Raw genomic sequence first — 25,553 nt, forward strand, 5'->3', positions numbered from 1 at the left:
GTGTAATAGTCAATAAGAAGTTCCCTTATATCAAGTGTTCAGAAAGTTCTAATATATTTTTTATACCGTTCATGATGTTTGTTCTTTTTCTTTTTTAGTACGTTTTTTAAGCATAAATGTGCATAAGAAACTGATCACCGTAATTATCACTGCAAATAAAAATCCTGCATGATAGCCATGCAACATCGTATCTATTTTAATTTGACTGACCATTTCTTGTTTATTCATACCTTTATAATCACTCATTTTAGGTGAAAAATGTTGACTCGCTTGACTTAAAATAGTAATTAATCCAGCTGTTCCAATTGAACCTGCCACTTGTTGTACGGTGTTAGTCATAGACGAGCCATGCGCATTCATTTCAGGAGTTAATTGGTTCATGGTATGTGTCATTACTGGCATTAATCCTAATGCTATACCAATCATACGAATCGCGTAAACTGTAGCTAACATTACTGTTGAGGTATGTTCATCCATCACCACAAAATACGAAGTTGTTATGATTACAATTAACATTCCGATGATAGCTAAAGGCTTAGCACCAAACTTTTCATACATTGCTCCTGAAGTCATTGACATGATAGCCATCACGATTGCTCCAGGTAATAAAATGAGTCCTGAGTCTAATGCGGGCTTATTTAATAAATTTTGAACAAACATTGGTAATACTGTTTCTGAACCGATCATAGAAATCATTGTTACTGCCATAATAAGTAAACCAATTGCAAATTGTTTATTTTTAAAGACACCAAAATTGAGTAAAGGCGTATCCAAGCGTGATTGTCTCCAAATGAATAACACCACTAAAATAATACCGCCGATAATCGTAGACAAGACTATTGGATCGTCCCAACCATCATGTGAAATGGAGCTCGTACCATAAAGTAAACCACCGAATCCTAATATAGATAATATAATTGAGATTACATCAATAGGAACTTTAATATTTTGTCCTACATTCTTAACAGTGAATAAGGCGATAATAAATGTGATTGCTGCTATAGGAGCAACAACATGGAATAAAGATCTCCAATTAAAATATTCAACTAAATAACCAGATAATGTCGGACCAATCGCAGGTGCTAAACCAATCACAAGTCCGAAGAATCCCATATATTTACCGCGTTCATGAGGTTCAAAGATATCTAGAATCGACGTCATCATTAAAGGCATCATAATACCTGAACCTAAAGCTTGAACGATTCTTGCAAATAATAACGTAGTAAAATTGGGACTAAAACCTCCAACAATTGTACCTACAAAGAAGATTAAAATTCCTGTTAGGAAAACTTGTCTTGTAGTAAATCGTTGTATAACTAATGCTGATAATGGAATAACCACTCCATTGGTAAGTAAAAACGCTGTTGTTAACCATTGAACTTGAGAATACTGAATGTGAAAATCTTTCATTATACTTGGTAAAGCTGTTGTTAATAATGTCTCATTTAACAAACCAAAAAATCCACCAAGTAACATAGTGATAATCATGACTAACTTTGTTTTTAAAGACATGACCTTCCCCCCTTTTATAACATCAAACAGATATTTGCCTATTATACATATTTTGAATAAGTTAATCATTTAGTTGGCTCACTTTTGTTTCTAAAAAATACTACGACTTATGTAATTCTGTTAAATCGTAATAATTACTATTTACAAAAGCATTATTTTCTTCCATAATATAGATACACAAGGAGGAAGATAAAATGAAATTAGATTTACAAACTGCTAGACGCAATTTGAATAGTCCAAATATAAAAACAAGAAAACGTGCTCTGAAAATAATAAAACAACATAAAAGAGCGAAATAAAATCTTTTAAATTCTAACACTTATATTTAAACATCTAAATTTGATATGTTAATCATTTACCCGAAATGAGTAAGACATATTTCCCAGACAATTTCCTTATTATTCTTTCAACTTATAACTTCACATAATAAAAGCCATTAAATGATTTAAACTTATCATTTAATGGCTTACTCTATTCTGGTCTATTATAAATAGTATTTATCTTTCACTTCCAAATCATCAGTTAATTCATAAACAAGTGGCGCACCTGTTTTTATTTCATAACCAACAATCTCTTCACTAGATAAATTTTCAAGGTATTTAATTAATGCTCTAATGGAGTTACCATGTGCAGACACAAGTACAGTTTCACCATCTAATAGATGTTGTGAAATTCGATCAGTCCAAATAGGCACAACGCGATCTAATGTATCCTTTAAACTTTCAGAATATGGCATCATTCTTTTATCTAAATGTCTATATCTACGATTGTTTAAATATTCTTCACGTTGTTCTTCACTTTCTGCTGGTGGTTGCACATCATAAGAACGTCTCCATTGATGAACTTGTTCTTCTCCCCATTTTTCACGTGCATCATCTTTATTTAAACCTTGTAATCCACCATAGTGACGTTCATTTAATCGCCAACTTTTATGCACTGGAATCCACTGTTGATTAGAACCTGCTAAAATATATTGTGTTGTTTCTAAAGCTCTAGTTAATAACGATGTATAGGCAACATCAATTTCTAATTTATTATCTGCTACTTTTTCACCTGCAGTTTTAGCTTCTTCAATTCCTTGTTCAGACAACTTCACATCTGCCCAACCGGTAAATAAGTTTTTAGCATTCCATTCACTTTGTCCGTGACGACATAATATTAATTTTGGCATAAAAAAACACCTTCCTAATTTAAAATTACGTAATCAACCACTACACAATCTCAAAACATGAGCGTAAATATAACAATGAGATTGCTAACATGACTTTATGATTACATGAATAACTGACCTCATTTTTCTCTCTCACTACTATTATTATAGACCGTTAAAACTTATTTTCCCAAGTAATTGTATGGCTATTTTCGTAATATATTGTCACAAGACATTGATATATTGAAATGTTTGTTTTATGAATAAAATATCTGACTTTGTATTTTTACTTTGATGTAACCTATGAAAACAATTGCGATGATATAGTGTATTTACAACTTTAGAAAGACACAAATCAAAATAGATCTGTGATATTTGCATCATGAACTGCATTTTCAGACAGATTCTAGTTAAAGGAGTTATTAATTATGAAAAAATCAATACTAGCAATTCTAGCTACAGTTTCAATAGGCGCTACAGGTTTAGAAGCCGGTAATGCACATGCTGCTGAAAATACTAATCAAAATTATAATTCTACAGCTACTCAAACATCATCTAGCCATAGCTCAAATGCAAGTAGTGAGTCAACAAGCGAAGTATATCAAGAATTCATAAAAGCTGGAGGTACAAAAGCACTTTGGGAAAAAATCGTACTTCCTGAATCAGGCGGAGACCCAAATGCATCTAATGGACAATATCATGGATTAGGTCAAACTAATCAATCATGGGGATATGGTTCAGTCGCTACTCAAACTAAAGGTATGATTAATTATGCCAAAGAACGTTATGGTTCTATAGATGATGCTATTTCTTTCCGCGAAGCTAACGGGTATTGGTAATTTATAATTAGGTTAAACCTATAAAAATATAATGATTGTTTAAGATACGATCTACTATTAACTAAAGCTATATTTCAACTATTATCTTAATAATTCAACATCTCTCTACGTATTAATATAGCCAAAACCCCTAAATGAACTTTTTAAAATCAATTCATTTAGGGGTTTATTTTAAATCATTTTCTCACTCTAATTATGTTTTTACTCTTTAATCGTTTTATTATTATCTTCTTGATTATAAGGTTCAGGATGAACATATACTGAAGAAATACCTTTTTCATGTAAATGATGCTCTACTCTATCACAAATTTGATGAGCTTCATACAATGACAGATTCGGTTTCACGACGATAGTTACATCAAGAAAAATACTACTTCCATGATAACGCCCTTTAATATTATTAACGTCGATAACATCTTTTACTTCTAATATATCATTACGATAGTCTTCTAGATCTCTTTCATTAAATCCGTCACTTAAAGTAAAGATTGACTCTTTAAAAATCCCAAACCCGGTATAAATAATTAATAAACCTAGAAGTGTCGCTAAAATAATATCTACAATTGGAAATCCTATTTGCGTGAATATAAGACCTATAGCTGTACCGATACTGACTAAACTATCGGATAAGTTATCTTTTGCTGCAGACCGTAACGAACTGCTATTAGTTTTTTTAGCGAGTCTGTGATTAACATAAAATACACCTAACATAATCACACCACTGACTACACTGACAATAATTGTAATTACATTAGGTACATGTCTATCTTGTGTAATAAGTCTTGGTGCATTTTCCGTTACAACCTGTATCCCGACGAACATAATAATAAAAGATACAAGTAATGTCGAAATATTCTCAGATTTTAAATGACCGTATGGATGATTTTTATCTGCAGGTTTAATAGAAATTTTTAGTCCGACAATAACTGCAATTGAGACGATAATATCTGTCATATTATTTAACGCATCTGCTCGAACCGCTGCAGATTGGTATATATATCCAGTAACATATTTGGCTATTGAAAGAATAATATACACGACTAAACTAAGATAGGCACCACGTTGAGCAATCTTCAAATTTTCACTTTGAGACATGCTTATTTACCACCTTAATATGCTTTAATAACTTTAGTATGAAACAATAACTGAGGTATTACAACGTTTTTTTATTTCTATATTTTTTATGAAAATAAACTAATGAAATTTTTAGATTTGCCTAATTTATAATTTATATTTATTCAAATTTAATCACAATCTCAAATCTCTTTTTAAAAAAAGCAACCCACTCAGTACAACGTACTTAGTCGGTTGCTTTATCTAAACTCAATTAATCTCGTAAGATCCACTTAGACAAAATAAATGTTACCGGTATCGTAATAATTAATCCTACAAATGGGGCTATCTCTGAAGGGAAATGAAACCACTGCACAAATATGTATAAAAGTAATGTTTGCATTCCCATATTAACCACCTGTGTAAGTGGAAAACTTAAAAACTTTTTTAGCGTTGGTTTTACCCTATAAACAAAATAACAATTTAAGTAATAAGAAATGATGAAACTCACAATAAATCCCGTGATATGACTGACCAAGTAATTAACACCTAATAACTTTAGAAGTAATAAATATACAATATAGTAATTTAAAGTATTGATTCCACCCACTATTACAAATTTGATAATTTCAAAATGTGTCTGGGTTAATCTCATTCTCTATCTCCTTTAATTATTCTCCATCATAACCAAATGGTACTACTTTAAACTTTAGATCTTTTGGCAAATCATAATATGCTTTAAAGTCATTGAAATCCGTCTTCGTTGACGGTGTTGTTAAATGCGTATATTTTTCGAAAGGTAATCTCTCTAATATAATACTTTGATGACGCTTACCATTTTTTAATTGTTCTTCAACATTTTCAATTCTATTGACACTACTTTGATAAATCAAGCTAAATCCTATAACTAATATCAAACTATGAGCACATGCAATTGCCTTAACGATAGTCGTTACTTTATTGATATTTCCATCAAATTGCTTTACAAAACTAAGTAAAAATATTAACCACAGCACGTATATGAAATAAAAGTTTCTATTTCCTATTGGAGCCACAACCAATAATGGTAGCGTCGATAACACGATTGAAATTAAACATCCTAAAGCGATGGCTCTTAAATATTTTTCTGATATTAATATGACTGTACTATATATCAAGACCGCAAAGAAAACTGCACAAATCAAGAAGTTTAATAAAGCTATTGAAAATGATTTTGTATATATTTCAAAATGGAATTGATCATAGATGAGTAATTTATAAAACGGTAAACTGTACAAACCATACATAATTGCAAATTTAATAACAACATGTTGGTTTACAAAAATTGTATTACGAACCAAAAGTATTGTAATGATAACCGAAATAACTACGAGTATTAAATATTGATTAAGAAATATATACTTAGGAAAGTCCATTAATAAAGTCGTTCCTATTTTATGTAAAATGCCTACTTTATCTGAAATAGAATGGTAGATTGTTTTACCATCGATGATTTTAAAGTAAATAGGATTTAAAAACATAATGATTGCGCCAATGCAACTTAGCATAAAGCCCACAATTAAATAGTAGTTTAGCTTTTTATGTTGGATGCCATATATACTAGCACCAATTAAAATGATAAGACTATTGTATATAGTGATATTTTCAATAAATAACTGCCCAAACAAACAAGCTGTGAGAAACAGCCAAAGATGATTAATACTAGCCTCTTCATCTCCATAAAGAATATAAATGATAGTATATAAGATGAATAATGAGATTATTGATGAAGGAATATAATTGTAGAATCCTGCTATCCATCCATAAGTTTCACTATAAACTCCACTTGGAATCATTATTAAAAATGTAAAACATATCAAAATATATATAAACTTTTTATTTACATTCACTATCATTGAACAAAAGTAAATCATTAAACACGATAAAGCAGTATAACTTAAATATTTGAAAATAGCGCTATGCATCGCGAGAATCTCTAAAAAATTCCCGAGATATCTTCCATTCGTTTTCATTAAATCTTGCCCAAGTGAACTTATGTGTGAATTTAAATACCAATGCCAGTCAACAAAAGATAATGGTGTTAGAATAGCCATAATGAAATAAAATAATATAATACCTATATACCAACATAATTGTTCGTGTTGTTTAAGTTGTTTCATAAGATGTCCTCTCTGCATGTTCATGATGTTTTATCGTAAGCTTAATTTATTTAATTTTATTATAGACTTAAAAACATATAAATGACTATCCCTTTCCAAAAGATAATGATAAGTGTGACTTTAGTTGAAGTTTATTTTAAAAAAAATAGCAATAAAACATAATAATAGGAAGTGATTGCGTGTCACAATTTAAAATAGTTATTGCCCCAGATTCGTTTAAAGAGAGTATGACAGCGAAAGAGGCAGCTACTGCAATTCAAAATGGCTTTCAAGAAGTGTTTAATGATCAAGTTACTTACGACCTTATACCTATGGCGGATGGTGGCGAAGGAACAACTGAAGCTTTGAAAGAAGCTTTAAAGGCGACTTCCTATACCGTTCAAGTTAAAGACCCTCTCTTTAGAAATATTGATGCAAGTTATGCAAGAAGTGATCAATATGAAACAGCTATTATAGAAATGGCTGAGGCATCTGGCCTTCATTTATTAACCCATGAGGAGAGAAATCCACTTCAAACTTCCTCCTATGGAACTGGACAACTCATTAATGAAGCACTTAAACATGGTGTAAAGAAAATCATTTTAGGGATAGGAGGAAGCGCGACCAATGACGGTGGCGTGGGTATGTTGCAAGCATTAGGAGTTTCTTTTAAAGATGTTGAGCATAATGAAATTAAACCTGGTGGAGCAGCGTTACACACAATTGATAAGATTGACACCTCTCATCTCAATCCTTTGCTACAAAACGTTGAAATTAAAGTAGCTTGTGACGTTACAAACCCATTATTGGGTAACCAAGGCGCTACTGTAATATATGGACCTCAAAAAGGCGCTACTGAAAAGATGATACCAAAGTTGGATTCCGCATTAAGTCACTATCATGATAAAATTAAAGAAGAATTACAAAAGTCTGTCAAAGATATACCGGGTGCAGGCGCAGCTGGTGGCATGGGTACTGCTTTACTAGCTTTTCTTGATGCTAATTTGCAAGCAGGTATAGATGTAGTTCTAGATGAAACACGTTTTCAAGAGAGAGTGAAAGATGCTCAAATTGTTATTACAGGGGAAGGTAAAATGGATGAGCAAACGATTTATGGTAAAACACCCATAGGCGTTGCGAAAGTTGCAAAGGCATATGACATCCCGGTTATTGCAATTTGTGGTAGCCTCGGTGATCAGTATCAAGAAGTTTACCGCCACGGCATTGACACTGTCTTTAGCATTACTGAGTATCCTTCTGATTTAAAGACCACCCTTGAAAATGGACCACAATTGATGCAAAGAACTGCAACAAATATCGCCCGTCTCATCAAATTGAATTTGAAATTAAAACCATAAAATTGAAGTTTACCATTACAATGAGGTGACATTATGAAAAGAACAGATAAGTATAGAGATTCATACAAATACGATAATCAATATCAAAACCACCGACGTCGAGCTGAAGAAGACGAATTTCGAAATCGAGCTCAATCTCCAAATAAAATGAACGGTCAACGTTCTAATCAACGAGAATTTGATGATGAACCAGAACGTTACTATAATGGTCGTGATTATCGTCGTGAACAACAACTTGAAGAGGAAAATGAAAAATCAGGTCGAACTAAAAAATGGCTTATTGCTATCATAGTTATTTTACTTATTATAGTAGCCATTTTTGTTACCCGTGCCATCATGAATCACAATGATGATAAAGTAAATAATGATCCTAATGTGTCTCAAAATTATAAAAAACAAGTTGAAAGTCAAAATGATGATATCAACAAACAAGTTGACTCGGCGAAAAGTGATATTAAAAATAATAAAAATAGTGAATCTCAAATTAGCAAATTACAAAATGAAATTGATAAATTAAAACAAAAAGAAGAAAATAATGCTGATTCTAAATTCACACAATTTTATCAAAAACAACTTGATAAACTAAAAAATGCTAATAACGCACAACAAAACAATGAAAATCAAAGTAAAATTAATAGTATGCTTGAAGATATCAACACTAAATTTGATAGCATTAAATCAAAATTAGAAAGTATATTAAACGGTTCAAGCTCTGATGGACAAAGTAATTAATCACACTAACCTAGCAAGGTCGTTTAGGGTAACGACTTTGCTAGGTTTTTATGTATACACAAATTAGTATTTAAGTTTAGTACTTACAAACACATGTAAAACGTATATAATTGATGTTGTAATTTGTTCAAAGGAGATTATTTATGACTCATTCAAGTGCCAAACACTTTTCAATGATATTAATCATTATCTTAGGTGTCATGACAGCATTCGGTCCACTTACGATCGATACATATACACCTTCTTTACCTAAAGTACAACATGATTTTGGAACTACAACTTCAGAAATCCAATTGACACTATCCTTTGCAATGATTGGACTCGCGCTTGGGCAATTCTTATTTGGACCTATTTCAGATGTCTTTGGTCGTAAACGAATTGCCACGATATTAATGATGATATATTTAGTAGCCACTTTTTTATCTATATTTACCGGTCACTTAACGTTATTTTTAATTCTACGATTGATACAAGGTTTAACAAGTGGCGGTGCTATCGTCATCGCCAAAGCGTCTGTTGGAGATAAATACCATGGTAATGAATTAGCTAAATTTTTAGCCTCATTAATGGTAGTTAACGGTATTATTTCCATATTATCACCATTGCTAGGCGGTTTTGTATTATCTATATCTAACTGGAGAATGATATTTGCATTTTTAACGCTTATCGCTTTTATAGTTTTAATTGGTATTTTCTTAAAAATGCCAGCCCATACTCAAACAATGCAAACACGTCTTCAATTTAAAGATATACTTAAAGATTTCTTGTATTTACTTAAAAAACCGACATTCGTTATTCCTATGTTGCTACAAGGTTTAACCTATGTGATGTTATTTAGTTATTCATCAGCATCTCCTTTTATTACTCAAAAAATTTATCACATGAGTGCGCCTCAATTCAGCGTGATGCTTGCTATTAACGGTGTAGGATTAATCATAGTTAGCCAAATTGTTGCACTACTAGTAGAAAAAATTAGTCGTCAAAAATTATTAATTTATTTAACGATTGTGCAAATTGTAGGCGTAATATTACTTATTGCGACGTTAGCTTTACATCTTCCTTTATATGTATTACTCATCGCATTTTTCATTAATATTTCGCCAGTTACTTCAATTGCGCCATTAGGCTTTTCAATGGCAATGGAAGAGCGAACAGGAGGTAGTGGTAATGCCTCTAGCTTGCTAGGTTTGTTCCAGTTTATATTAGGAGGGATTATCTCGCCATTAGTTGGTTTAAATGGTGAACATGATATGACTCCCTACTTACTTATAATTAGTGTTACTGCTATCTTACTAGTTTTACTACAATTCATTTATTTTAAGCTTTATTCAAAAAACACTATATCTCATTAAAAAGTAAAGCCTCACTTCAAAATGTAGAAGTGAGGTTTCATTATAATTATTGAATTGGCATCCATATCTCAGTGACGTAAGATTCACTTTGTGTATCACCTGGTCCGTATAGCTCAAAGAATGGAGCTTGTTTTATTTCAATATTTTCTCTAGGAATAAGTTCATGATGTATATCATTCATTGTTTGCTGAACACTTTTAGGGACAGGTCCTTTAGCTTCGACAACTAAATACTTTCCACCTTCTAAGTTGAATGTCTCTAAACCATCATGAGGATCTTCTGTACTTGTCACACCTATAGCGTAATCCATTGTTCTATCTTCTTTAGGCAGACAAACACCTAACAAACCGTTCAATTGGTTATCGCTTTTTTGCAATAATCGTTCATCTAATTTCATAGTATGCACATCTTCCCAGAAATCCGGAATATTACTTTGAGCGTGTCCTCCGCTTTTATAATGTCTATAAGCGCCTATGACTTTTGTGCTCTCAATATTTTCTATTCTGTAGTCCATGTTCATCTCCCCCATTTTAATTTTACTCAATTATCTTATAACCCATTTTCAAAATAATAACCTCATCAAATAGAACAAACATTTTAATATACTAAATGAATGGCACGTTATATAATATTAAATATTAAATGAATACCAGTTTGTTGAGGAAGAAATTATGAAGAAAACCATTTTACCAGTTAAACCTATAAGTCAATTATTTCCAATCCCTATGGTTATGGGATGTGAAGGCGTATCGGCAGCAATGTTACTACAATTTAATCATCATTCAATTAAAGCAACGGAAATTATGAGCAAATGGCCTAAACATCCTAACAATCCATATAAAGGTTACGTAGGCCACCCACTGTTAGTGAAGTTAGGTTACCACCAAACCATCTTTCCTGCTGCATTCGTTCCTTTCCTCAAGCAATATGACAATCGTGTTAAAGATGGTTCAGGTTCTAGCTTAAAACAACTTGAACGCATAATTGATCAAGGACAACCTGTCATTATATATCATACAAGTTTAGGTGCTAGACCCTTCCACCGCGTGTTCCGTCTTGATAATAAACCTACTAGACTTGTATCGAACATTCATGTCACATTATTAATAGGTTATGATGATACTTATTACTATTATATTGATCCTTTGTGGACACAACTAACTAAAGGAATTGTCATACCTTCAATCATTCCAAATCAAAAACAGATAATCAGAATTAAAAAACAAAAATTAGAATGTAGTTATAACGCACCAGGCCAAATGTGTGTATTCGTTCAACCATAATAAAAAGTAAAATCTCGAGACAAAGCGTTGTTGTCTCGAGATATTTTTTAATTACAATTAAATTTTAAATATGGAAATCTATTAACGCATGATTGATTTCTTTAGCTAAATCAGACGTTCTCCATTGTCTTTGATAACCTAGACACGGGCACATATAAACTGTATCACTATCTCTTAGTTCTTTTCGAAAATGAACATGCCCCATAATACTATATTTAATAGGATATTTCTCATAAATATAATCAAAATCTTGCGTCCCAATAAATGCATTAAAAAAATCAAAAATTCGATGTGGTGTAGGTACAACAAATTGTGGATGTGTAACCACATGTGTCATTAAAATAATATTACGGTCATCAACGTTCTTGATATCTTCATCTACCATTTGGGCAGCCACTTTTGACAACTGTTGGTCTGACGTAGTCCAGTCAATTCTTACTTTATCTTGCCATGTCGCCCCGTAATGTTTGCCTTTTTTAATTTTGTCTAATGAAAATCGCTTATCTGCATAACTATAATCATACCAACCTGTATGACCAACGATGGCCCACTCATCATTAACAATCAATGGACGTCCTATTAAACATTCTTCTTGTGTTTTATAAAATTCTAAAATCTCAGTTGATGATTTATCCGAGCCATCGGACCACAAGTCGTGATTCCCAGGTATAAAATAAGTTGAAATTTGTATCATGGCTTTTAAATGGACAATAAACTGATAACTCATTTTATAATCATTAGAAATATCTCCGGCAATCAATAATATATCCAATTTCCTCTCATTAACTACCTCTGCCAAAATATTGAGATAGCTTTCCGGTTTGAGTTTTGGGTGGCGATCAATATGTAAATCTGAAATTGTACCTATTTTCATGATTTGACCCTTCTTACATTAGATTACAATAATTTTTATTATTACATATCCAGAAATTAAAGTTAATTAATCAGTTTAGTAATATTACTTGCTATTTACAAAAATAAGATTATAATTAAGTATATTTTTTAGCTTTACTGAATTTTTATAGATACAAATAATATCAATCTAATTTTTTGATTATTCTAAAAAATCATAAGTATTTATTATCATAAACACTCTTATAAATGTATTTACTTATATTTCTGTAAATCATTGCTTTATCAAAATTGTTTCTATAATATTAGACGAAAGAAAACGCTTTCATAAACATTTGTTTTTCTGAGGAGGAAGTCTATGGCTAGACAATTGCATAGGGAGTTAAATAATAGGCATATCCAATTAATTGCTATTGGTGGTGCTATTGGAACTGGATTATTTCTAGGTTCTGGGCAAACTATTTCTTTAACTGGACCGTCACTATTATTTACTTATATGATTATTGGGATTATTTTATTCGCATTTATGCGTGCTTTGGGAGAATTGTTATTAAGTAACTCTAAATTTAATTCATTTGTAGATATCGCAAATGAATATTTAGGACCTTTTGGAGGATTCGTAATAGGTTGGACTTATTGGATTTGTTGGGTCGTTTCGAGTATGTCAGATTTAACAGCCATGGGGCAATATTTCGCATTTTGGTACCCTCAGGTCCCTCATTGGTTAACTGTGTTATTTATTGTACTGATTTTAATTTCATTTAATTTATTAGGCGCCCGTTTATTTGGAGAACTTGAATTTTGGTTCTCAATTATTAAAGTTGTAACTATTGTAGCGATGGTAATTGTTGGGTTGGTTTTAATTTTCCTATCATTTAAAACGCATTATGGTCATGCTTCATTCACCAATTTAGTTAAGCACGGAGGCATGTTCCCACATGGTCCTTTCGGATTCTTAATGTCATTTCAAATAGCAGTCTATTCCTTTATTGGTATTGAGCTTATCGGTGTAACAGCTGGTGAAACGAAAGATCCTGAAAAGACCATCCCTAAGGCTATTAATAACGTTCCTATTAGAATTTTACTCTTCTACATCGGTGGTTTATTAGTCATCATGTCAGTCATTCCATGGGATAACATTGACCCAGATAGTAGTCCTTTCGTAAAGCTATTTAGTATTATTGGCATACCTTTTGCGGCTGGTATAGTGAACTTTGTTGTCCTAACTGCAGCCGCTTCAGCTACAAATAGCGGTATTTACTCAAATAGTCGTATCTTGTTTGGTTTAGCTAAACAAGGTTTGGGACCTAAAGTATTAACTAAAACAAATTCTAACGGCGTGCCCTACCTTTCAATGTTCGTGTCATCGATTACTTTACTTGTAGCAGCGTTGTTAAATTTTATCTTCCCAGATGCAATCAAACTATTTATATATGTTACGACTTTATCAACTGTACTCTTTTTAGTAGTTTGGGCAATGATTATCGTGTCATATATAGTTTATGTTAGAAAGGACCCTGAAGCACATAGAAATAGTAAATTTAAATTATTCGGTGGTCAAGGCGTCGCGTTTGTCGTATTAGCTTTCTTCTTCTTTGTATTTATATTATTATTCTTTAGTGCTGATACACGTGCAGCAATCTTTATTTCGCCAATCTGGTTCATATTCTTATTCTTCTACTATAAAAAATATAAATCAAATGCCAAAGCATTAGCTGAAAAACAACATTTAAGCAATCAAAAGCAAACTAAAAACATATAAATGTTCTCTTTAAAAACATCTTAAAGAATATAATTTGTTATTCTTGCGCTTATATAAGATGTCTTCAATTATTACTCTTTGAGTGGCGGAACTATGAAAGAATTATAAACAATTCTTTTTGTTCCGCTTTCTTTTTTTGGGGTAATAATTAATACAAATTAAAGTTAAATTCTGCTAAAAGTTGTGTATATGTGATTTACATTTTTAAATGGTAAAATATATGTTATTGATTTATAGAGGAGAATCATATGGAATTATTAGAAGCTTTTTTAATTTTTATATTTGCAGTCATTGTAAGTTCTGTCTTACATAATATGTTTCCTAAAATTCCAACTGCATTTATTCAGATTGGTTTAGGTGTTGTCATCTTTACTCTACCTATTCCAATGCATTTCGAATTTGATTCAGAAGTATTTATGATGGCCGTTATTGCCCCATTATTATTTGTTGAAGGAACGCATGTGTCTCGTTCTAAATTATTGGAATACCGTAAACCCGTCATTTTAATGGCAATGGCCTTAGTTTTTACAACGGTTATTGGCGTCGGTTACTTTATACATTGGATTTGGACCGATTTACCAATGCCAGCTGCTTTCGCGATAGCTGCGATTTTATGTCCTACTGATGCTGTGGCCGTATCAGCCATTACAAATGGGAAAGTTTTACCTAAAGGATCAATGTCTATTCTAGAAGGGGAATCATTGCTGAATGACGCAGCAGGTATCATCTCATTTAAAATTGCGGTCACTGCGCTTGTCACTGGTGCATTTTCAGCAATTAACGCTATCGAACAATTTATTATTTCGACAATCATCGGAATATTAGTCGGTGCCATCTTCGGTATTATTGTCGTGAGAATACGTATCTACCTTACAGCGAACAAAGGATTAAAAGATAAAAACACATTAACATTTATCCAATTATTGACACCCTTCGCTATTTACTATATAGCTGAAACATTGCATGCATCAGGTATTATAGCTGTAGTAGTAGCAGGTTTAATTCATGGTTTAGAACGTGATAGATTAATCCGTGCACAAACAGAATTACAAATGAACTTTACACAAATTTGGAATACGTTTAGTTATGCACTGAATGGCTTTGTCTTTGTTGTACTTGGATTCATCGTACCTGAGGTTGTTATGGAAATTGTTAAAGATGAACCTGAAAATATTAAATTCTTAATTATGATTACCCTACTCATTGCGCTTGCTATTTATGTATTTCGTTTTATTTGGGTATTTGTATGGTATAAAGACTTTTATTTCCCGAAAAATATTCAATATTACATGGATAACTCAGATGAAGAAGAAACACCTCCCAATCGAGCACACTATGCTTTTATAATGACAATGTGTGGGATTCACGGAACGATTTCACTATCTATGGCATTGACCTTGCCGTATGTAATTAGTAATGGACATCGTTTTGAATATCGCAACGATTTATTATTTATTGCATCATTGATGGTATTAATCAGCTTAATATTAGCTCAAGTCATTTTACCGCTCATTACGCCTTCTGAAGAAGTATCTCATTTCAAAGGCATGAGTTACCAAGAAGCGAAAATATTTATCGTTCAGAATGTGATAGATCATTTTAAAAATGAATCTAAAAACAATCCTTCCATAGATTATAGACAAGTGATGAACCAATACTTTCAAGAATTAGGATTTCTATTAAATATTGAACCTGATAGTAAAAATACAAAAGAGTTGCGACGATTAGAAGATATTGCAGAAGATGTGGAAACAAATACGTTACAAAAGCTTATCGATAATGGGAAAATTGATGCTACAAATGTTCGAGACTATCGTAATGTCATGGATGCTACTCAAGCTTATAATGAGAAAACGTTTGTAGAGAAATTTACTCGACTCTTTAAAATGATTTACTTGCGTTTTAAAGCTAGAAAAAATCGTAAAAAAGAAGAACGTTTAGTTCATAAACAAGAGCATGCTAGACTTAGAGCATCACACCAATCAACAAGTAACAATAAAGCTAGAATTCGTGAGCAACGTGAAGCATACAAAAATTCAAGACAAGAATTAAAAGAAGAACGTAAATTGAGAAAGCAGCAGTTCCATGATAGTTACAAACAAGTTCAAAAAATCTTGCGCATCGTTAACCACCATATCGTGTTGAGATTACGAGAGGAACAAGATAGCTCGAATGTTTTAGAGGTAAGTTTAGTAATCAATCAATATTATTCATTATTACGTATGTTACGTAGTCGTTCACGCAAAGACTTTAAATCCACTAAATCCCAAACACAAAGTAAAAATGACCTTGTTCCGGAAAATTTAAGAAAGTTAAAATTAGAAGGTTTATATAAACAAAGAACTATTCTGGATAAGTTAATCCAACGTAATAAAATAACGAATGATGTTGCAACACAAATTCGTGAAAATATTAATTACAATGAAATTGTTTTATCTCACGAATTAAAAGAATAAGGCGTATCATTTCAAAAATATGACTTTTAAATAGCTATGTATATAAAAAGGCTCAGAAAGAAGATTGTGATCAATCTTTCTGAGCCTTATTTAGTATGGTTACTTGTTCTCTCATACTGTCTCACATTATTTAGTTAATTTAAATGGAATGGTACATAATATAACGTTTTTTTGATAGATCAAATGCATTTTCAATCTGAAGCTTGTTTGATTGTGAAGTAGATTGTGCCATGGTTTTTTGGGAATGAATTCTGGCACAACTACTGTGATTAAATAGTTTTGATCATTCGCTTTTTTACGAATTTTGTCGATAAATCTTGAGATTGGACGAATGATACTTCTATATTCTGAATGTAAAATAACTAATCTTACATCTGGGAAGTGTCGTTTCCATTTCTCCATTAATGCTTTATCATCTTCATCTCCAAAAGTGACATGGACTGCGATAACATCATTATCAGCTAACATTTGAGCATAATAAATTGACTTATCAACCGCCGTCGTAATACTAGGTATTGGCACAATAGCTAAATTACGATCTACAACAGGGATGTCATGTACATCGATATCGGAGCGTAATTGTTGAGCTATATTTTTATAATGCGTATTAATTCTCATAAATACAGATACTACAAATGGTAAGAAGAATAATATTGGCCATACTTGAGTAAATTTAGTGATTAGAAGAATCATAAATACGATAAAAGTAATTGTTCCACCCACTAAGTTAAATGATAGTTTAATACCCCAACCTTTAGGACGTTCTTTTACCCACTTCAAGACCATACCAAATTGTGCTAATGTAAATGGAATAAACACACCTACAGCATATAATGGAATTAGATTTTCAGTCATTCCGTTAAACACAATAATTAATATAATCGCCAAGACACCTAAAACAATAATTGAATTTGAATATCCTAAACGATCACCACGAACTATGAACATACGTGGCATATACTTATCTTTAGACATTGATGCAGCCAACATTGGAAATGCAGTAAATCCAGTATTGGCAGCTAATACTAATATCATTACTGTTGTTGCTTGAACGAAATAGAATGCAACGTTATTACCAAATATTTTTGAGGCCAGTTGAGATAACACAGTAGTCTCTGTTTGAGGCATTACACCATAAACGTAAGAGAGCCCCACGATTCCTACAAGTAAAACTGCTAGAATAGTCCCCATAGTTACTAATGTTTTGACTGCATTTTTCGGAGCAGGATCCTTAAAGTTGGTGACAGCATTAGAAATAGCTTCCACACCTGTTAAAGAAGAAGCTCCAGAAGAGAAAGCCTTTAACAGTAAGAATAATGTTACCCCCGGTACTGCAGTGCCAACAGTTGAATGCATATGTGGTTGCACGTCTCCTATAGCAACACGATATGTTCCTACAATAATTAATACAATTAATCCTATTATGAATAAATAGACTGGATAAGAAAGTACAGTGGCTGATTCTGTAAGCCCTCTTAAATTCATAATTAAAATGAACAAAACTAATAAACAAGCAATTAACACTTTAAAATGGTATAAGCTTGGAAAAGCAGCGACAAACGCATCTGCACCTGATGAAATACTAACTGCAACTGTTAGAATATAGTCTACTAATAGTGAACCACCTGCGAGCAATCCCCATTTCTCACCGAGGTTCGTTTTAGAAACCATATACGCACCTCCACCTTTAGGATATGCGTATATAACTTGTCTGTATGACATGATTAAAGCTGCAAGTAAGATAAGAACTGCACCAGCGATTGGTAAAGTATACCATGAAGCAACAGCACCAATTACTGATAAAGTGATCAATATTTGCTCTGGTCCATAGGCAACAGATGATAAAGCATCGGAAGACAGGATTGCTAAACCTTTAAATTTAGTAATTTTTTCATCCTTTAAGTCTCTATTTTTCTTTGGACGCCCGATTAAAAGTCTTTTAAATTGATTAAACATAACGCTTACCTCTTTAACTCTTTATCAATGGCTAAACTATACTCCCATCTCTATAAAATGTATAGGTTTTCAAGTCATCTTTTAATATATCATTTACTCCATTAGTGTTAAAGTACACTTATTTTTAGTTGCGTTTTACAAAATTTTTTAACTATACAAAAGATTGATAGCAATGTAACGAGTCTTTTTATGAAGTATTTTTCAAGAAAGCTGGTATAATAATAAACACTTATCGCATTTGGGTTGTACACAATCGAATGTAAATACCAAGATTAATTGAGGAAAGCGCAATGAAAAAGAAACAGTTTATCATCACTATTGTAGCCATGATGATTCTTATATTAAGTGGTATATTAACAAAACATTATACCGCTCATAGTAAAACGGAGAGTATGCTTACCCATCATTCACAGAAACAAATCGATCATATCGTTCACTCAGCAATGAATAATGGTAAGATACCTGGTGTCTCCGTGCTTATTGTTAAAGATAATAAAGTCTTTTTAAACAAAGGTTATGGTTATGCCAATGTGGATCAAAAAATGAAAGTGACCCCTCAAACAAAATTTGAAATTGCTTCAAATACGAAAGCTTTTACTGGATATGGGATTCTTCAACTTGCTGAAGAAGGTAAATTAAATTTAAATGATAAAGTATCAAAGTACATTCCAGACTTTTATATGACATATAACGATGAGAAAAAAGATATCACTATTAAACAATTGCTAGGACATACAAGTGGCATACCGAGTGATATTACTGAAGAGGATCATTATTCGGAAGATTATAATAGTCTGAAACATATCGTTGAATATGCTAAAGGGAAAGAATTGAATAATGCGCCTGGTGACAGCTTCGAATATTCAAATATGAATTATGATATCCTAGGTTTAATTATTCAAAACGTCTCACATCAATCTTATCAATCATATATTAAAGAACATATATTAGAGCCGTTACACATGCGACATACTAGTTTCAAAACTACAAGTAAAAAAGGTAAAAACGAAGCTACTGGCTATGAATTAGTAAGTGGTGAAGCTATAAAGACTACACCTGAATTTAATATTGGTGATACCCCATCAGCTTTTATGATGACGAGCACCAAAGACTTAGAAAATTGGGTTAAACAACAATTAAAACCTTCATCTAAAATGAATTCTATAATCAAACACTCACATCAAAAGATTTCAGAAACTGAAAATCAATCAGACGATGATGGTTATGCTGCAGGTTGGTTTATTAATTCGAGCAGCCACATTATTTCTCATCCAGGTACTCTTAATAATTTCTCGTCAGAAATTTTACTCAATCCTACTAAATCTTACGGAATTGTCGTGTTAGGAAATATGAATTCATCTCAAGTGGCAAATCTAGCTAAAAACTTAAGTTCACAAATTTTAAATAATGATCACTATACAACTATTGAACAAAAAATTGATGAGTCTAAAAGTTTTAATCATACGATAACTATTATAACCGGTCTTGGGGCATTTGTGTTTTTACTTCTGAATTTAATACGACTTAATCACTTAAAACACCAACGTGTAATCTATGATAAAAGGAAAGTTCCATTTATAACATTCCTCCTGATCGTCACATTATTTGTCATATTGAGTATTGTTATTTATTTACTTCCTTTGTTTATATTAGGAAATGTAAGTTGGACATTTGTATTATCATGGTTACCTGCACATGCGAAGTGGCTGTTAACGAGTGTTTACCTTTTCTTGTTAATGATGATGATATGGTTAGCCATTAATGTTTTGACACGTCATCCCAAAAGTTAAATATCAGATTTTAACACTTAAGCAATGAATCTTTACATTTAAGAATGATTGCACATTCTAAAGTTTCAATTTTGATACTTTTAGAGTGTGCAATTTTTTATATCTATAAATACTTTGTACGTAATTTTTTGTTAAAATTCAATTATATTGTTAGAGATAGAGATAAAAAGGAAGATGACTATGCACAAACGACTTGCTTTAATATTGTTAAGTTTAATAATATTTTTAGCCGGCTGTGATTACTCGAAAAAAGAGAATCAAACAGGCTTTTTCTATAATTTATTTGTTAAACCAATGGACAGCTTACTTCACTTTTTAGGTAGATTATTTAATGACAATTATGGTTTAGCTATAATTGTTATTGTTCTTATTGTACGATTTATATTACTACCTTTAATGGTAATTCAAGTGAAAAATATGCATATGATGCGTGAGAAAACGAATGTGGTAAAACCAGAATTAGATGCGATTAGAGAGAAAATCAAAAAGGCTGACACTCAAGAAGAACGTAATGCGGCTAATCAATTATTAATGAAGAAATATAAATCATATGGAATTAACCCTTTTAAAAACATGATTGGATGCTTTCCGGTAATTATTCAAATACCAATACTAATGGGGTTATACATGAGTTTGAAATATCCAACAAGTGATGGAATCACTAAGTATCCTCATTTCTTGTGGTTTAACTTAACTGAACCAAATTTAATTATGACAATTATCGCAGCTAGTATGTACTTTATTCAACCATTAGTCAATTCAATTCATTACCCTAAAGATCAAAGAAAAACATATTATGTAATTATGGTAGTTTCGCCGATATTCATTACATATGCTTCTTTAACTTCCGCTTCAGCACTTGGTCTATACTGGAGTATCAGTGCAGCATTCCTAATAGTTCAAATGCATCTTGCACACTCTTATTATGGGAAACAAGCTAAAAAAGAAGCAGCCAAACTTAAAGATCAATTAGAACTAAACCAAGCTAATAAAACAGAGTAATAATTTGAATTAATAAACCATATAAATAGCACTATTTAGAGCGTGAAGACATCTATACAGAAGACGAACTAAACACTCTAAATAGTGCATTTCTTTTATTCTATAGGATTCATACCATCTTTCCACGTTGAATAGATGAGTTTACCACCTTGTGCTTTGAATTTGTCATTCGTCACACCTCGTTCAAATGGTTGTGCGGGTTGTATTGTTATTTTTGGATTAACCTGTAATTGATTCTTATACCATTCAGCAAAATCAGAACCTTTTACAGGTTCATCGTCTGCTACATTGTAAATACCATTATCAAAATTAATCGCTTGAATAGACGTTTCTACAGCATCATCAAGATGCACAAATGATGTAACACCATCGCTTAATGTAACATCGCCGTCGATAAATTGGTTATAAATCATGCCATCTTTGCCATACCAAGTTCCTGGTCCATATAACCAACCAAAACGTAAAACAACATATTCTCCTAGACGTTTAGTTTCATTTTCAAGACCTTCTACGCCATCGACTGTGACTTTTCTATCTCCGGTAGAATTATAGTCTAAAGGCGTTTCTTCTGTAGCTAATCCTTCACCAGCTTCATAGGTAAAAGCAATGCTCTGCGCGATTACTTTTCTAACGTTATGCTTAATTGCAGCATCCATTAAATTTTTAGAACCATCAATTCTCACTTTAGTATTCGCACTCATATCTACATTTTTTAAATCAGTAATTTGATTGATAATGATTTCAGGTTTAAAAGCTTCTATAGCTGCATCAATTGTGTCGGCTTTAAGAATATCACCGACATAAGGTTGCACACCTGCATTTTCCAATTTCTGTTTACCATGTTCTGATGTAGTAAAACCTGCGACTTCATGTCCCTCTTCTTTAAGACGTTTTACTAATTTCGTGCCAATTAAACCTGTTGCTCCTGTTACAAATATTTTAGTCATTTTATTCACCTTTTCTTTCTATTTTTTAAAATGAATTTCCTCAATAGCTTTATTTTAAAGCTGATCTAACGTAATCAATAGTATTCATCCAAACAATATGACCTAGTAATTCAGAAATACGTTCTTCTTTAGGTAACTCATCAATTTCAGGAGTTAAACCTACACGAGGTAACAAGTATTCATGAAATGCAATATTTATAGCTATGCCAAATAAACTCCCTCTTAAAACAGTTACTTTGGAATATCTTTCAGCAAGAATCGCATATGCGAACGCATGTGCAATTGAAAAGCCATAATGAATGCCCATCACAGCTATTGGTATTTCATTTTGATTGTAGTTATAAGTAGCATGTTTAACCTTCTCAGGTAAGCCTAATTGATTTAATAATGTCATAGGTGGCGGCTCTTCTTCACGTTCAGGAGTTCTCGGCGGTACTAACGCTTCCCATCCCATTTTAATAGCGCCTCCAATGAAGCCTCCAACAAGGCCTGTAACCATGATTCTTTTACATGTACTAGACATCATAACATCTCCTTTTTTACTCAGTTTTGTGTTTACCCTTTTCAAAAAAGCTAAAGCATATTGTAAAAAAAGAAGTAGCACATCGATTAACTTCTTCATCATCTTATAAAAAAGTTAAAACAAATGTCCTACTTCATTATTTATTGTGCGTTTAACTGACTTTCCTTTGAATGAATCAGATTTGTCACAAATTCATTCACTGGAGCGGGTATATGATTTTCTTTGCCTAATCGTGCAACTGCACCATTAATATAGTCAATTTCAGTTTTACGATGATCTTTGATTAAATCTTGATACATAGAAGGATAGTGCGGACCTACCTTTTCATTCAAGTCTATTAGATATTCAAAAACTTCATCAACATTAAGGTGAACATGATCAGATGTTGCAACATGAACAATTTCTTGTGTTAATTTATAAATTAAATTTTTGGCATAGCTACTTTCATTTAAAGTGGCTAAGTTACACTCCAAGATACTGCACAATGCATTCGCTGTGCCGTTAACACAAATCTTCTTCCAAATTGATTGATGTAAATCTTCGCTTACGACTCCATTTAATTCACTTTGATTGAGGATATCTACGATAATTTTTACGTTATCGATCCCCTCTGGAACAAGACAACCAACTTCTACGGGACCGCTTCCCATAAGGTGAGTATGACCCGGAACGTCTATACCGGCTGTCCATGTAGTGACACCACGAACAATACGGACATCTTCTACATAATTGCGAATGAGTCGTTCATGTTTTAACCCATTCATCGTACAAACCACAATGGTTTCTTTATGAATATGAGGTTTGATTGCATCTAACACTGACTCTAATTGCATAGATTTAGGAAATAAAAATATAACATCGTAAAGTTCATTTGACGGAATTTGTGAAAGACAATGCATAGGAATGTCAAAATGATATCCCTCACCATTAATATCAATATGTAAGCCTTCCTGTTGAATAGATGTGACTTGGGGTTCCCAACCATCTATAAGAGATACGTCATAACCATTTTGAAACAGTTTGGCTCCAAACCCACTTCCAAGTGCGCCAGAACCCGCAATTGCTATTTTCATTCCTTACATCCCCTTTATTAAATGATATTATTTTTAAACTACTACTTAAAAGATAAAGCGTCAATGCACATTCGCTCTTTTTTCTAAATTTTCTGTTAATTTTTATTTTAGAAAATGGATGGCCAATACGCCATCCATGATTTTTATAAATTTGATTGTTTTTTCGGAACTAAGAACAAGATAGCTACTAGAGCGAGGAGTGCTACAATTGCGTTAAATATCACACCCATAAAACCACCGAGTGATAAATTTAATTGCGCAGCAAGCACACTATAAACTGTACTTGAAATAGCGACACCAAAGGCATTCCCTAAAGAAGAAGCCATTTTGTATACACCTGAAGCTACACCTACTTTTTCGTCTGGTGCTTGAGCAACAGCTGTATCTGTTGAAGGCGTCGCATAGATACCTAAACCAGTACCAAATAATAAATACCCTACAACACTCGCTGCGATGTACCATGCGTCAGGTAAAAATGTTAAAGAAAGTAGAATTAAACCTATAACTGTAAAACCACTTCCCATAAGTAGTGGTCGTTTAGGTCCTAATGCTTGTAAAATCTTTTCACCTACACGAATCATAATTAATACCGCTACTAAATATGTAAGTGAAATATAGCCTGTTTGTTGAGAATTAAAATCTAATTGCTGTTGATAATAAGTGTTAACCACAATTAACGTACCACCTGCAACACCATTTAACATAAAGTTTGAAACTGTTGCACCGGTATAGCCTTTATTTTTAAATAAATCAAAGTCAACAAGAGGATGTTTGATTCTATTCTCATACATAACGAATACGATGAGTGAGATAACGAAAACGGCAATTAAACCTAATATAAGTGGAGACATCAAGCCATAATTAGATGTTTGAGTAATAATAACATTAATACTTAACATACAAATCACTAAAATGATTAATCCAATAACATCAAATTTCTTAGGTTCCAGAGGTTTATTGCCGATAGGTTCAGCTTTCGTCTCGGGAGTATGTTTCATTAAAAACATTGCTAATATCGTCAAAATAATAGAGATAATAAAAATAGAACGCCAGCCAAAATTTGTCGCCATTAATCCACCAAATAATGTACAGACGCCACTACCACCCCATGAGCCAATAGACCAATAACTGAGCGCGCGTTGTCTAGCTGTGCCGATGTAATATTCATTAATAATCGCTAACGTCGCGGGCATTATACATGCAGCAGAAAGTCCTTGAACTGCACGACCAATAATTAATAGACTCGGTAATGGTGTAATAATGATAAGAATTGAACCAATGATATTTAATGCTAATCCAATATATGTAAGTTTAACGCGTCCAAATTTATCCGCGATATCACCGGCACCAACAATAAATAAGCCAGAAAATAATGCAGATAAACTCACAGCAATATTTATCGTACCGATATCACTGTTATAAGATGATTGTAACGGGACAACCAAGTTAACCAGTGACTGTGCAAATAACCAAAACGTGATAACTCCTAATATGATCCCTAGTAAAAGGCGGTTATCTCCCCTAAATTCTTTTGAAGTATTCATCTATCATTTATTCCTCCTACTTGAATTAGAAACCCTAAATCTGAAAGACTAACTCACTTTAAATATATTTATTTATCTTAATTAACGAAAATACCCCTGATTATTTTTTCGTAATTTTACATTAAGAAACTTTATCACATTTAAATTTACTTTTTAAATGATACCAACAAATATGGTAAAATTTTTAAATTAAGTCTTATTATGTATAGTACCTTCTATCAAGAAATGACT

At 32.3% G+C, this 25,553-nt stretch carries 22 protein-coding genes; 10 read left to right on the forward strand and 12 right to left on the reverse strand.

Annotated elements, in window-relative coordinates:
- Nucleotides 1-69 precede the first annotated feature (69 nt).
- The gene (locus AC3WQX_RS07555) at nucleotides 70-1,512 is read right to left on the reverse strand and encodes an MDR family MFS transporter (RefSeq protein ID WP_002432632.1); all 1,443 of its coding nucleotides are present in this window, start codon (nucleotides 1,510-1,512) and stop codon (nucleotides 70-72) included.
- A gap of 194 nt (nucleotides 1,513-1,706) precedes the next feature.
- Here AC3WQX_RS07555 and AC3WQX_RS07560 point away from each other — a divergent pair, with 194 nt between their 5' ends.
- The gene (locus tag AC3WQX_RS07560; protein ID WP_000762708.1) at nucleotides 1,707-1,811 is read left to right on the forward strand and encodes a putative metal homeostasis protein; all 105 of its coding nucleotides are present in this window, start codon (nucleotides 1,707-1,709) and stop codon (nucleotides 1,809-1,811) included.
- Nucleotides 1,812-1,996: 185 nt separating this feature from the next.
- Here the strand turns inward: AC3WQX_RS07560 and AC3WQX_RS07565 are convergent, their stop codons facing one another.
- Entirely contained in the window at nucleotides 1,997-2,683 is a 687-nt protein-coding gene (locus tag AC3WQX_RS07565) for a 2,3-diphosphoglycerate-dependent phosphoglycerate mutase (protein WP_002432310.1), read from the reverse strand.
- Nucleotides 2,684-3,090: 407 nt separating this feature from the next.
- Here AC3WQX_RS07565 and AC3WQX_RS07570 point away from each other — a divergent pair, with 407 nt between their 5' ends.
- The gene (locus tag AC3WQX_RS07570; RefSeq protein ID WP_002432800.1) at nucleotides 3,091-3,501 is read left to right on the forward strand and encodes an aggregation-promoting factor C-terminal-like domain-containing protein; all 411 of its coding nucleotides are present in this window, start codon (nucleotides 3,091-3,093) and stop codon (nucleotides 3,499-3,501) included.
- A 201-nt stretch (nucleotides 3,502-3,702) separates the two neighbouring features.
- Here the strand turns inward: AC3WQX_RS07570 and AC3WQX_RS07575 are convergent, their stop codons facing one another.
- The 3 genes from AC3WQX_RS07575 to AC3WQX_RS07585 form a co-directional block, all read right to left on the reverse strand.
- Nucleotides 3,703-4,596: a cation diffusion facilitator family transporter gene (locus AC3WQX_RS07575; RefSeq protein ID WP_064212210.1), complete on the reverse strand. Its 894-nt coding sequence runs from the start codon at nucleotides 4,594-4,596 to the stop codon at nucleotides 3,703-3,705.
- Between the two features lie 232 nt (nucleotides 4,597-4,828).
- Nucleotides 4,829-5,209, reverse strand: coding sequence for a GtrA family protein (locus tag AC3WQX_RS07580; RefSeq protein ID WP_023351191.1), 381 nt, complete (start codon nucleotides 5,207-5,209; stop codon nucleotides 4,829-4,831).
- 16 nt (nucleotides 5,210-5,225) lie between these two features.
- Nucleotides 5,226-6,713: a DUF6056 family protein gene (locus AC3WQX_RS07585; RefSeq protein ID WP_049428419.1), complete on the reverse strand. Its 1,488-nt coding sequence runs from the start codon at nucleotides 6,711-6,713 to the stop codon at nucleotides 5,226-5,228.
- A 179-nt stretch (nucleotides 6,714-6,892) separates the two neighbouring features.
- Between AC3WQX_RS07585 and AC3WQX_RS07590 the strand changes: the two genes are divergently transcribed.
- The 3 genes from AC3WQX_RS07590 to tcaB all read left to right on the forward strand — a co-directional run bounded on the left by AC3WQX_RS07590 (nucleotide 6,893) and on the right by tcaB (nucleotide 10,134).
- Complete coding sequence (locus tag AC3WQX_RS07590; protein WP_193626843.1) at nucleotides 6,893-8,050, forward strand: glycerate kinase; 1,158 nt, start codon at nucleotides 6,893-6,895, stop codon at nucleotides 8,048-8,050.
- Between the two features lie 33 nt (nucleotides 8,051-8,083).
- Entirely contained in the window at nucleotides 8,084-8,782 is a 699-nt protein-coding gene (locus AC3WQX_RS07595) for a hypothetical protein (RefSeq protein WP_030063335.1), read from the forward strand.
- A gap of 143 nt (nucleotides 8,783-8,925) precedes the next feature.
- Nucleotides 8,926-10,134, forward strand: coding sequence for a putative multidrug effflux MFS transporter TcaB (gene tcaB / locus AC3WQX_RS07600; protein ID WP_049428424.1), 1,209 nt, complete (start codon nucleotides 8,926-8,928; stop codon nucleotides 10,132-10,134).
- A 46-nt stretch (nucleotides 10,135-10,180) separates the two neighbouring features.
- On the opposite strand, the gene AC3WQX_RS07605 is transcribed toward tcaB, so the two are convergent.
- A complete protein-coding gene (locus AC3WQX_RS07605; protein WP_037579301.1) occupies nucleotides 10,181-10,648 on the reverse strand; it encodes a GyrI-like domain-containing protein in 468 nt (155 codons plus the stop codon).
- A 157-nt stretch (nucleotides 10,649-10,805) separates the two neighbouring features.
- Between AC3WQX_RS07605 and AC3WQX_RS07610 the strand changes: the two genes are divergently transcribed.
- Nucleotides 10,806-11,417 carry a C39 family peptidase gene (locus AC3WQX_RS07610; RefSeq protein WP_037550332.1) on the forward strand — a complete coding sequence of 204 codons (612 nt, stop codon included), beginning with the start codon at nucleotides 10,806-10,808 and terminating at the stop codon, nucleotides 11,415-11,417.
- 64 nt (nucleotides 11,418-11,481) lie between these two features.
- Here the strand turns inward: AC3WQX_RS07610 and AC3WQX_RS07615 are convergent, their stop codons facing one another.
- Nucleotides 11,482-12,291, reverse strand: coding sequence for a metallophosphoesterase (locus AC3WQX_RS07615; protein WP_492740010.1), 810 nt, complete (start codon nucleotides 12,289-12,291; stop codon nucleotides 11,482-11,484).
- Between the two features lie 336 nt (nucleotides 12,292-12,627).
- Here AC3WQX_RS07615 and AC3WQX_RS07620 point away from each other — a divergent pair, with 336 nt between their 5' ends.
- Nucleotides 12,628-14,031, forward strand: coding sequence for an amino acid permease (locus AC3WQX_RS07620; protein ID WP_002432511.1), 1,404 nt, complete (start codon nucleotides 12,628-12,630; stop codon nucleotides 14,029-14,031).
- 248 nt (nucleotides 14,032-14,279) lie between these two features.
- Nucleotides 14,280-16,487, forward strand: a complete 2,208-nt coding sequence (locus AC3WQX_RS07625; protein ID WP_492740011.1) for a cation:proton antiporter domain-containing protein — start codon at nucleotides 14,280-14,282, stop codon at nucleotides 16,485-16,487.
- A gap of 126 nt (nucleotides 16,488-16,613) precedes the next feature.
- Here AC3WQX_RS07625 and AC3WQX_RS07630 read toward each other — a convergent pair whose 3' ends face one another.
- Nucleotides 16,614-18,443, reverse strand: a complete 1,830-nt coding sequence (locus tag AC3WQX_RS07630) for an APC family permease (protein ID WP_002432693.1) — start codon at nucleotides 18,441-18,443, stop codon at nucleotides 16,614-16,616.
- A 290-nt stretch (nucleotides 18,444-18,733) separates the two neighbouring features.
- Between AC3WQX_RS07630 and AC3WQX_RS07635 the strand changes: the two genes are divergently transcribed.
- Both AC3WQX_RS07635 and yidC read left to right on the forward strand, forming a co-directional pair.
- On the forward strand, nucleotides 18,734-20,233 hold the full coding sequence (locus tag AC3WQX_RS07635) for a serine hydrolase domain-containing protein (protein WP_492740013.1): 1,500 nt from the start codon (nucleotides 18,734-18,736) through the stop codon (nucleotides 20,231-20,233).
- Nucleotides 20,234-20,413: 180 nt separating this feature from the next.
- A complete protein-coding gene (gene yidC, locus AC3WQX_RS07640) occupies nucleotides 20,414-21,235 on the forward strand; it encodes a membrane protein insertase YidC (RefSeq protein ID WP_002432847.1) in 822 nt (273 codons plus the stop codon).
- A 95-nt stretch (nucleotides 21,236-21,330) separates the two neighbouring features.
- On the opposite strand, the gene AC3WQX_RS07645 is transcribed toward yidC, so the two are convergent.
- The 4 genes from AC3WQX_RS07645 to AC3WQX_RS07660 all read right to left on the reverse strand — a co-directional run bounded on the left by AC3WQX_RS07645 (nucleotide 21,331) and on the right by AC3WQX_RS07660 (nucleotide 25,322).
- The gene (locus AC3WQX_RS07645) at nucleotides 21,331-22,182 is read right to left on the reverse strand and encodes an NAD-dependent epimerase/dehydratase family protein (RefSeq protein WP_023351181.1); all 852 of its coding nucleotides are present in this window, start codon (nucleotides 22,180-22,182) and stop codon (nucleotides 21,331-21,333) included.
- A 49-nt stretch (nucleotides 22,183-22,231) separates the two neighbouring features.
- Complete coding sequence (locus AC3WQX_RS07650; protein ID WP_037550344.1) at nucleotides 22,232-22,705, reverse strand: DUF1440 domain-containing protein; 474 nt, start codon at nucleotides 22,703-22,705, stop codon at nucleotides 22,232-22,234.
- A 140-nt stretch (nucleotides 22,706-22,845) separates the two neighbouring features.
- Nucleotides 22,846-23,778, reverse strand: coding sequence for a 2-dehydropantoate 2-reductase (locus AC3WQX_RS07655; RefSeq protein ID WP_070597675.1), 933 nt, complete (start codon nucleotides 23,776-23,778; stop codon nucleotides 22,846-22,848).
- A gap of 143 nt (nucleotides 23,779-23,921) precedes the next feature.
- Nucleotides 23,922-25,322 carry an MFS transporter gene (locus AC3WQX_RS07660; protein WP_037550348.1) on the reverse strand — a complete coding sequence of 467 codons (1,401 nt, stop codon included), beginning with the start codon at nucleotides 25,320-25,322 and terminating at the stop codon, nucleotides 23,922-23,924.
- Between the last annotated feature and the right edge of the window lie 231 nt (nucleotides 25,323-25,553).

It is taken from the genome of Staphylococcus sp. FW104-15G4D (genome assembly GCF_058790135.1).

Excerpts from the sequence above, each read along its gene's own strand:
- AC3WQX_RS07555 (WP_002432632.1), bottom strand. The coding sequence starts at position 1,512 with ATGTCTTTAAAAACAAAGTTAGTCATGATTATCACTATGTTACTTGGT.
- AC3WQX_RS07560 (WP_000762708.1), top strand. The coding sequence starts at position 1,707 with ATGAAATTAGATTTACAAACTGCTAGACGCAATTTGAATAGTCCAAAT.
- AC3WQX_RS07565 (WP_002432310.1), bottom strand. The coding sequence starts at position 2,683 with ATGCCAAAATTAATATTATGTCGTCACGGACAAAGTGAATGGAATGCT.
- AC3WQX_RS07570 (WP_002432800.1), top strand. The coding sequence starts at position 3,091 with ATGAAAAAATCAATACTAGCAATTCTAGCTACAGTTTCAATAGGCGCT.
- AC3WQX_RS07575 (WP_064212210.1), bottom strand. The coding sequence starts at position 4,596 with ATGTCTCAAAGTGAAAATTTGAAGATTGCTCAACGTGGTGCCTATCTT.
- AC3WQX_RS07580 (WP_023351191.1), bottom strand. The coding sequence starts at position 5,209 with ATGAGATTAACCCAGACACATTTTGAAATTATCAAATTTGTAATAGTG.
- AC3WQX_RS07585 (WP_049428419.1), bottom strand. The coding sequence starts at position 6,713 with ATGAAACAACTTAAACAACACGAACAATTATGTTGGTATATAGGTATT.
- AC3WQX_RS07595 (WP_030063335.1), top strand. The coding sequence starts at position 8,084 with ATGAAAAGAACAGATAAGTATAGAGATTCATACAAATACGATAATCAA.
- tcaB (WP_049428424.1), top strand. The coding sequence starts at position 8,926 with ATGACTCATTCAAGTGCCAAACACTTTTCAATGATATTAATCATTATC.
- AC3WQX_RS07605 (WP_037579301.1), bottom strand. The coding sequence starts at position 10,648 with ATGGACTACAGAATAGAAAATATTGAGAGCACAAAAGTCATAGGCGCT.
- AC3WQX_RS07610 (WP_037550332.1), top strand. The coding sequence starts at position 10,806 with ATGAAGAAAACCATTTTACCAGTTAAACCTATAAGTCAATTATTTCCA.
- AC3WQX_RS07615 (WP_492740010.1), bottom strand. The coding sequence starts at position 12,291 with ATGAAAATAGGTACAATTTCAGATTTACATATTGATCGCCACCCAAAA.
- AC3WQX_RS07620 (WP_002432511.1), top strand. The coding sequence starts at position 12,628 with ATGGCTAGACAATTGCATAGGGAGTTAAATAATAGGCATATCCAATTA.
- AC3WQX_RS07625 (WP_492740011.1), top strand. The coding sequence starts at position 14,280 with ATGGAATTATTAGAAGCTTTTTTAATTTTTATATTTGCAGTCATTGTA.
- AC3WQX_RS07630 (WP_002432693.1), bottom strand. The coding sequence starts at position 18,443 with ATGTTTAATCAATTTAAAAGACTTTTAATCGGGCGTCCAAAGAAAAAT.
- AC3WQX_RS07635 (WP_492740013.1), top strand. The coding sequence starts at position 18,734 with ATGAAAAAGAAACAGTTTATCATCACTATTGTAGCCATGATGATTCTT.
- yidC (WP_002432847.1), top strand. The coding sequence starts at position 20,414 with ATGCACAAACGACTTGCTTTAATATTGTTAAGTTTAATAATATTTTTA.
- AC3WQX_RS07645 (WP_023351181.1), bottom strand. The coding sequence starts at position 22,182 with ATGACTAAAATATTTGTAACAGGAGCAACAGGTTTAATTGGCACGAAA.
- AC3WQX_RS07650 (WP_037550344.1), bottom strand. The coding sequence starts at position 22,705 with ATGTCTAGTACATGTAAAAGAATCATGGTTACAGGCCTTGTTGGAGGC.
- AC3WQX_RS07655 (WP_070597675.1), bottom strand. The coding sequence starts at position 23,778 with ATGAAAATAGCAATTGCGGGTTCTGGCGCACTTGGAAGTGGGTTTGGA.
- AC3WQX_RS07660 (WP_037550348.1), bottom strand. The coding sequence starts at position 25,322 with ATGAATACTTCAAAAGAATTTAGGGGAGATAACCGCCTTTTACTAGGG.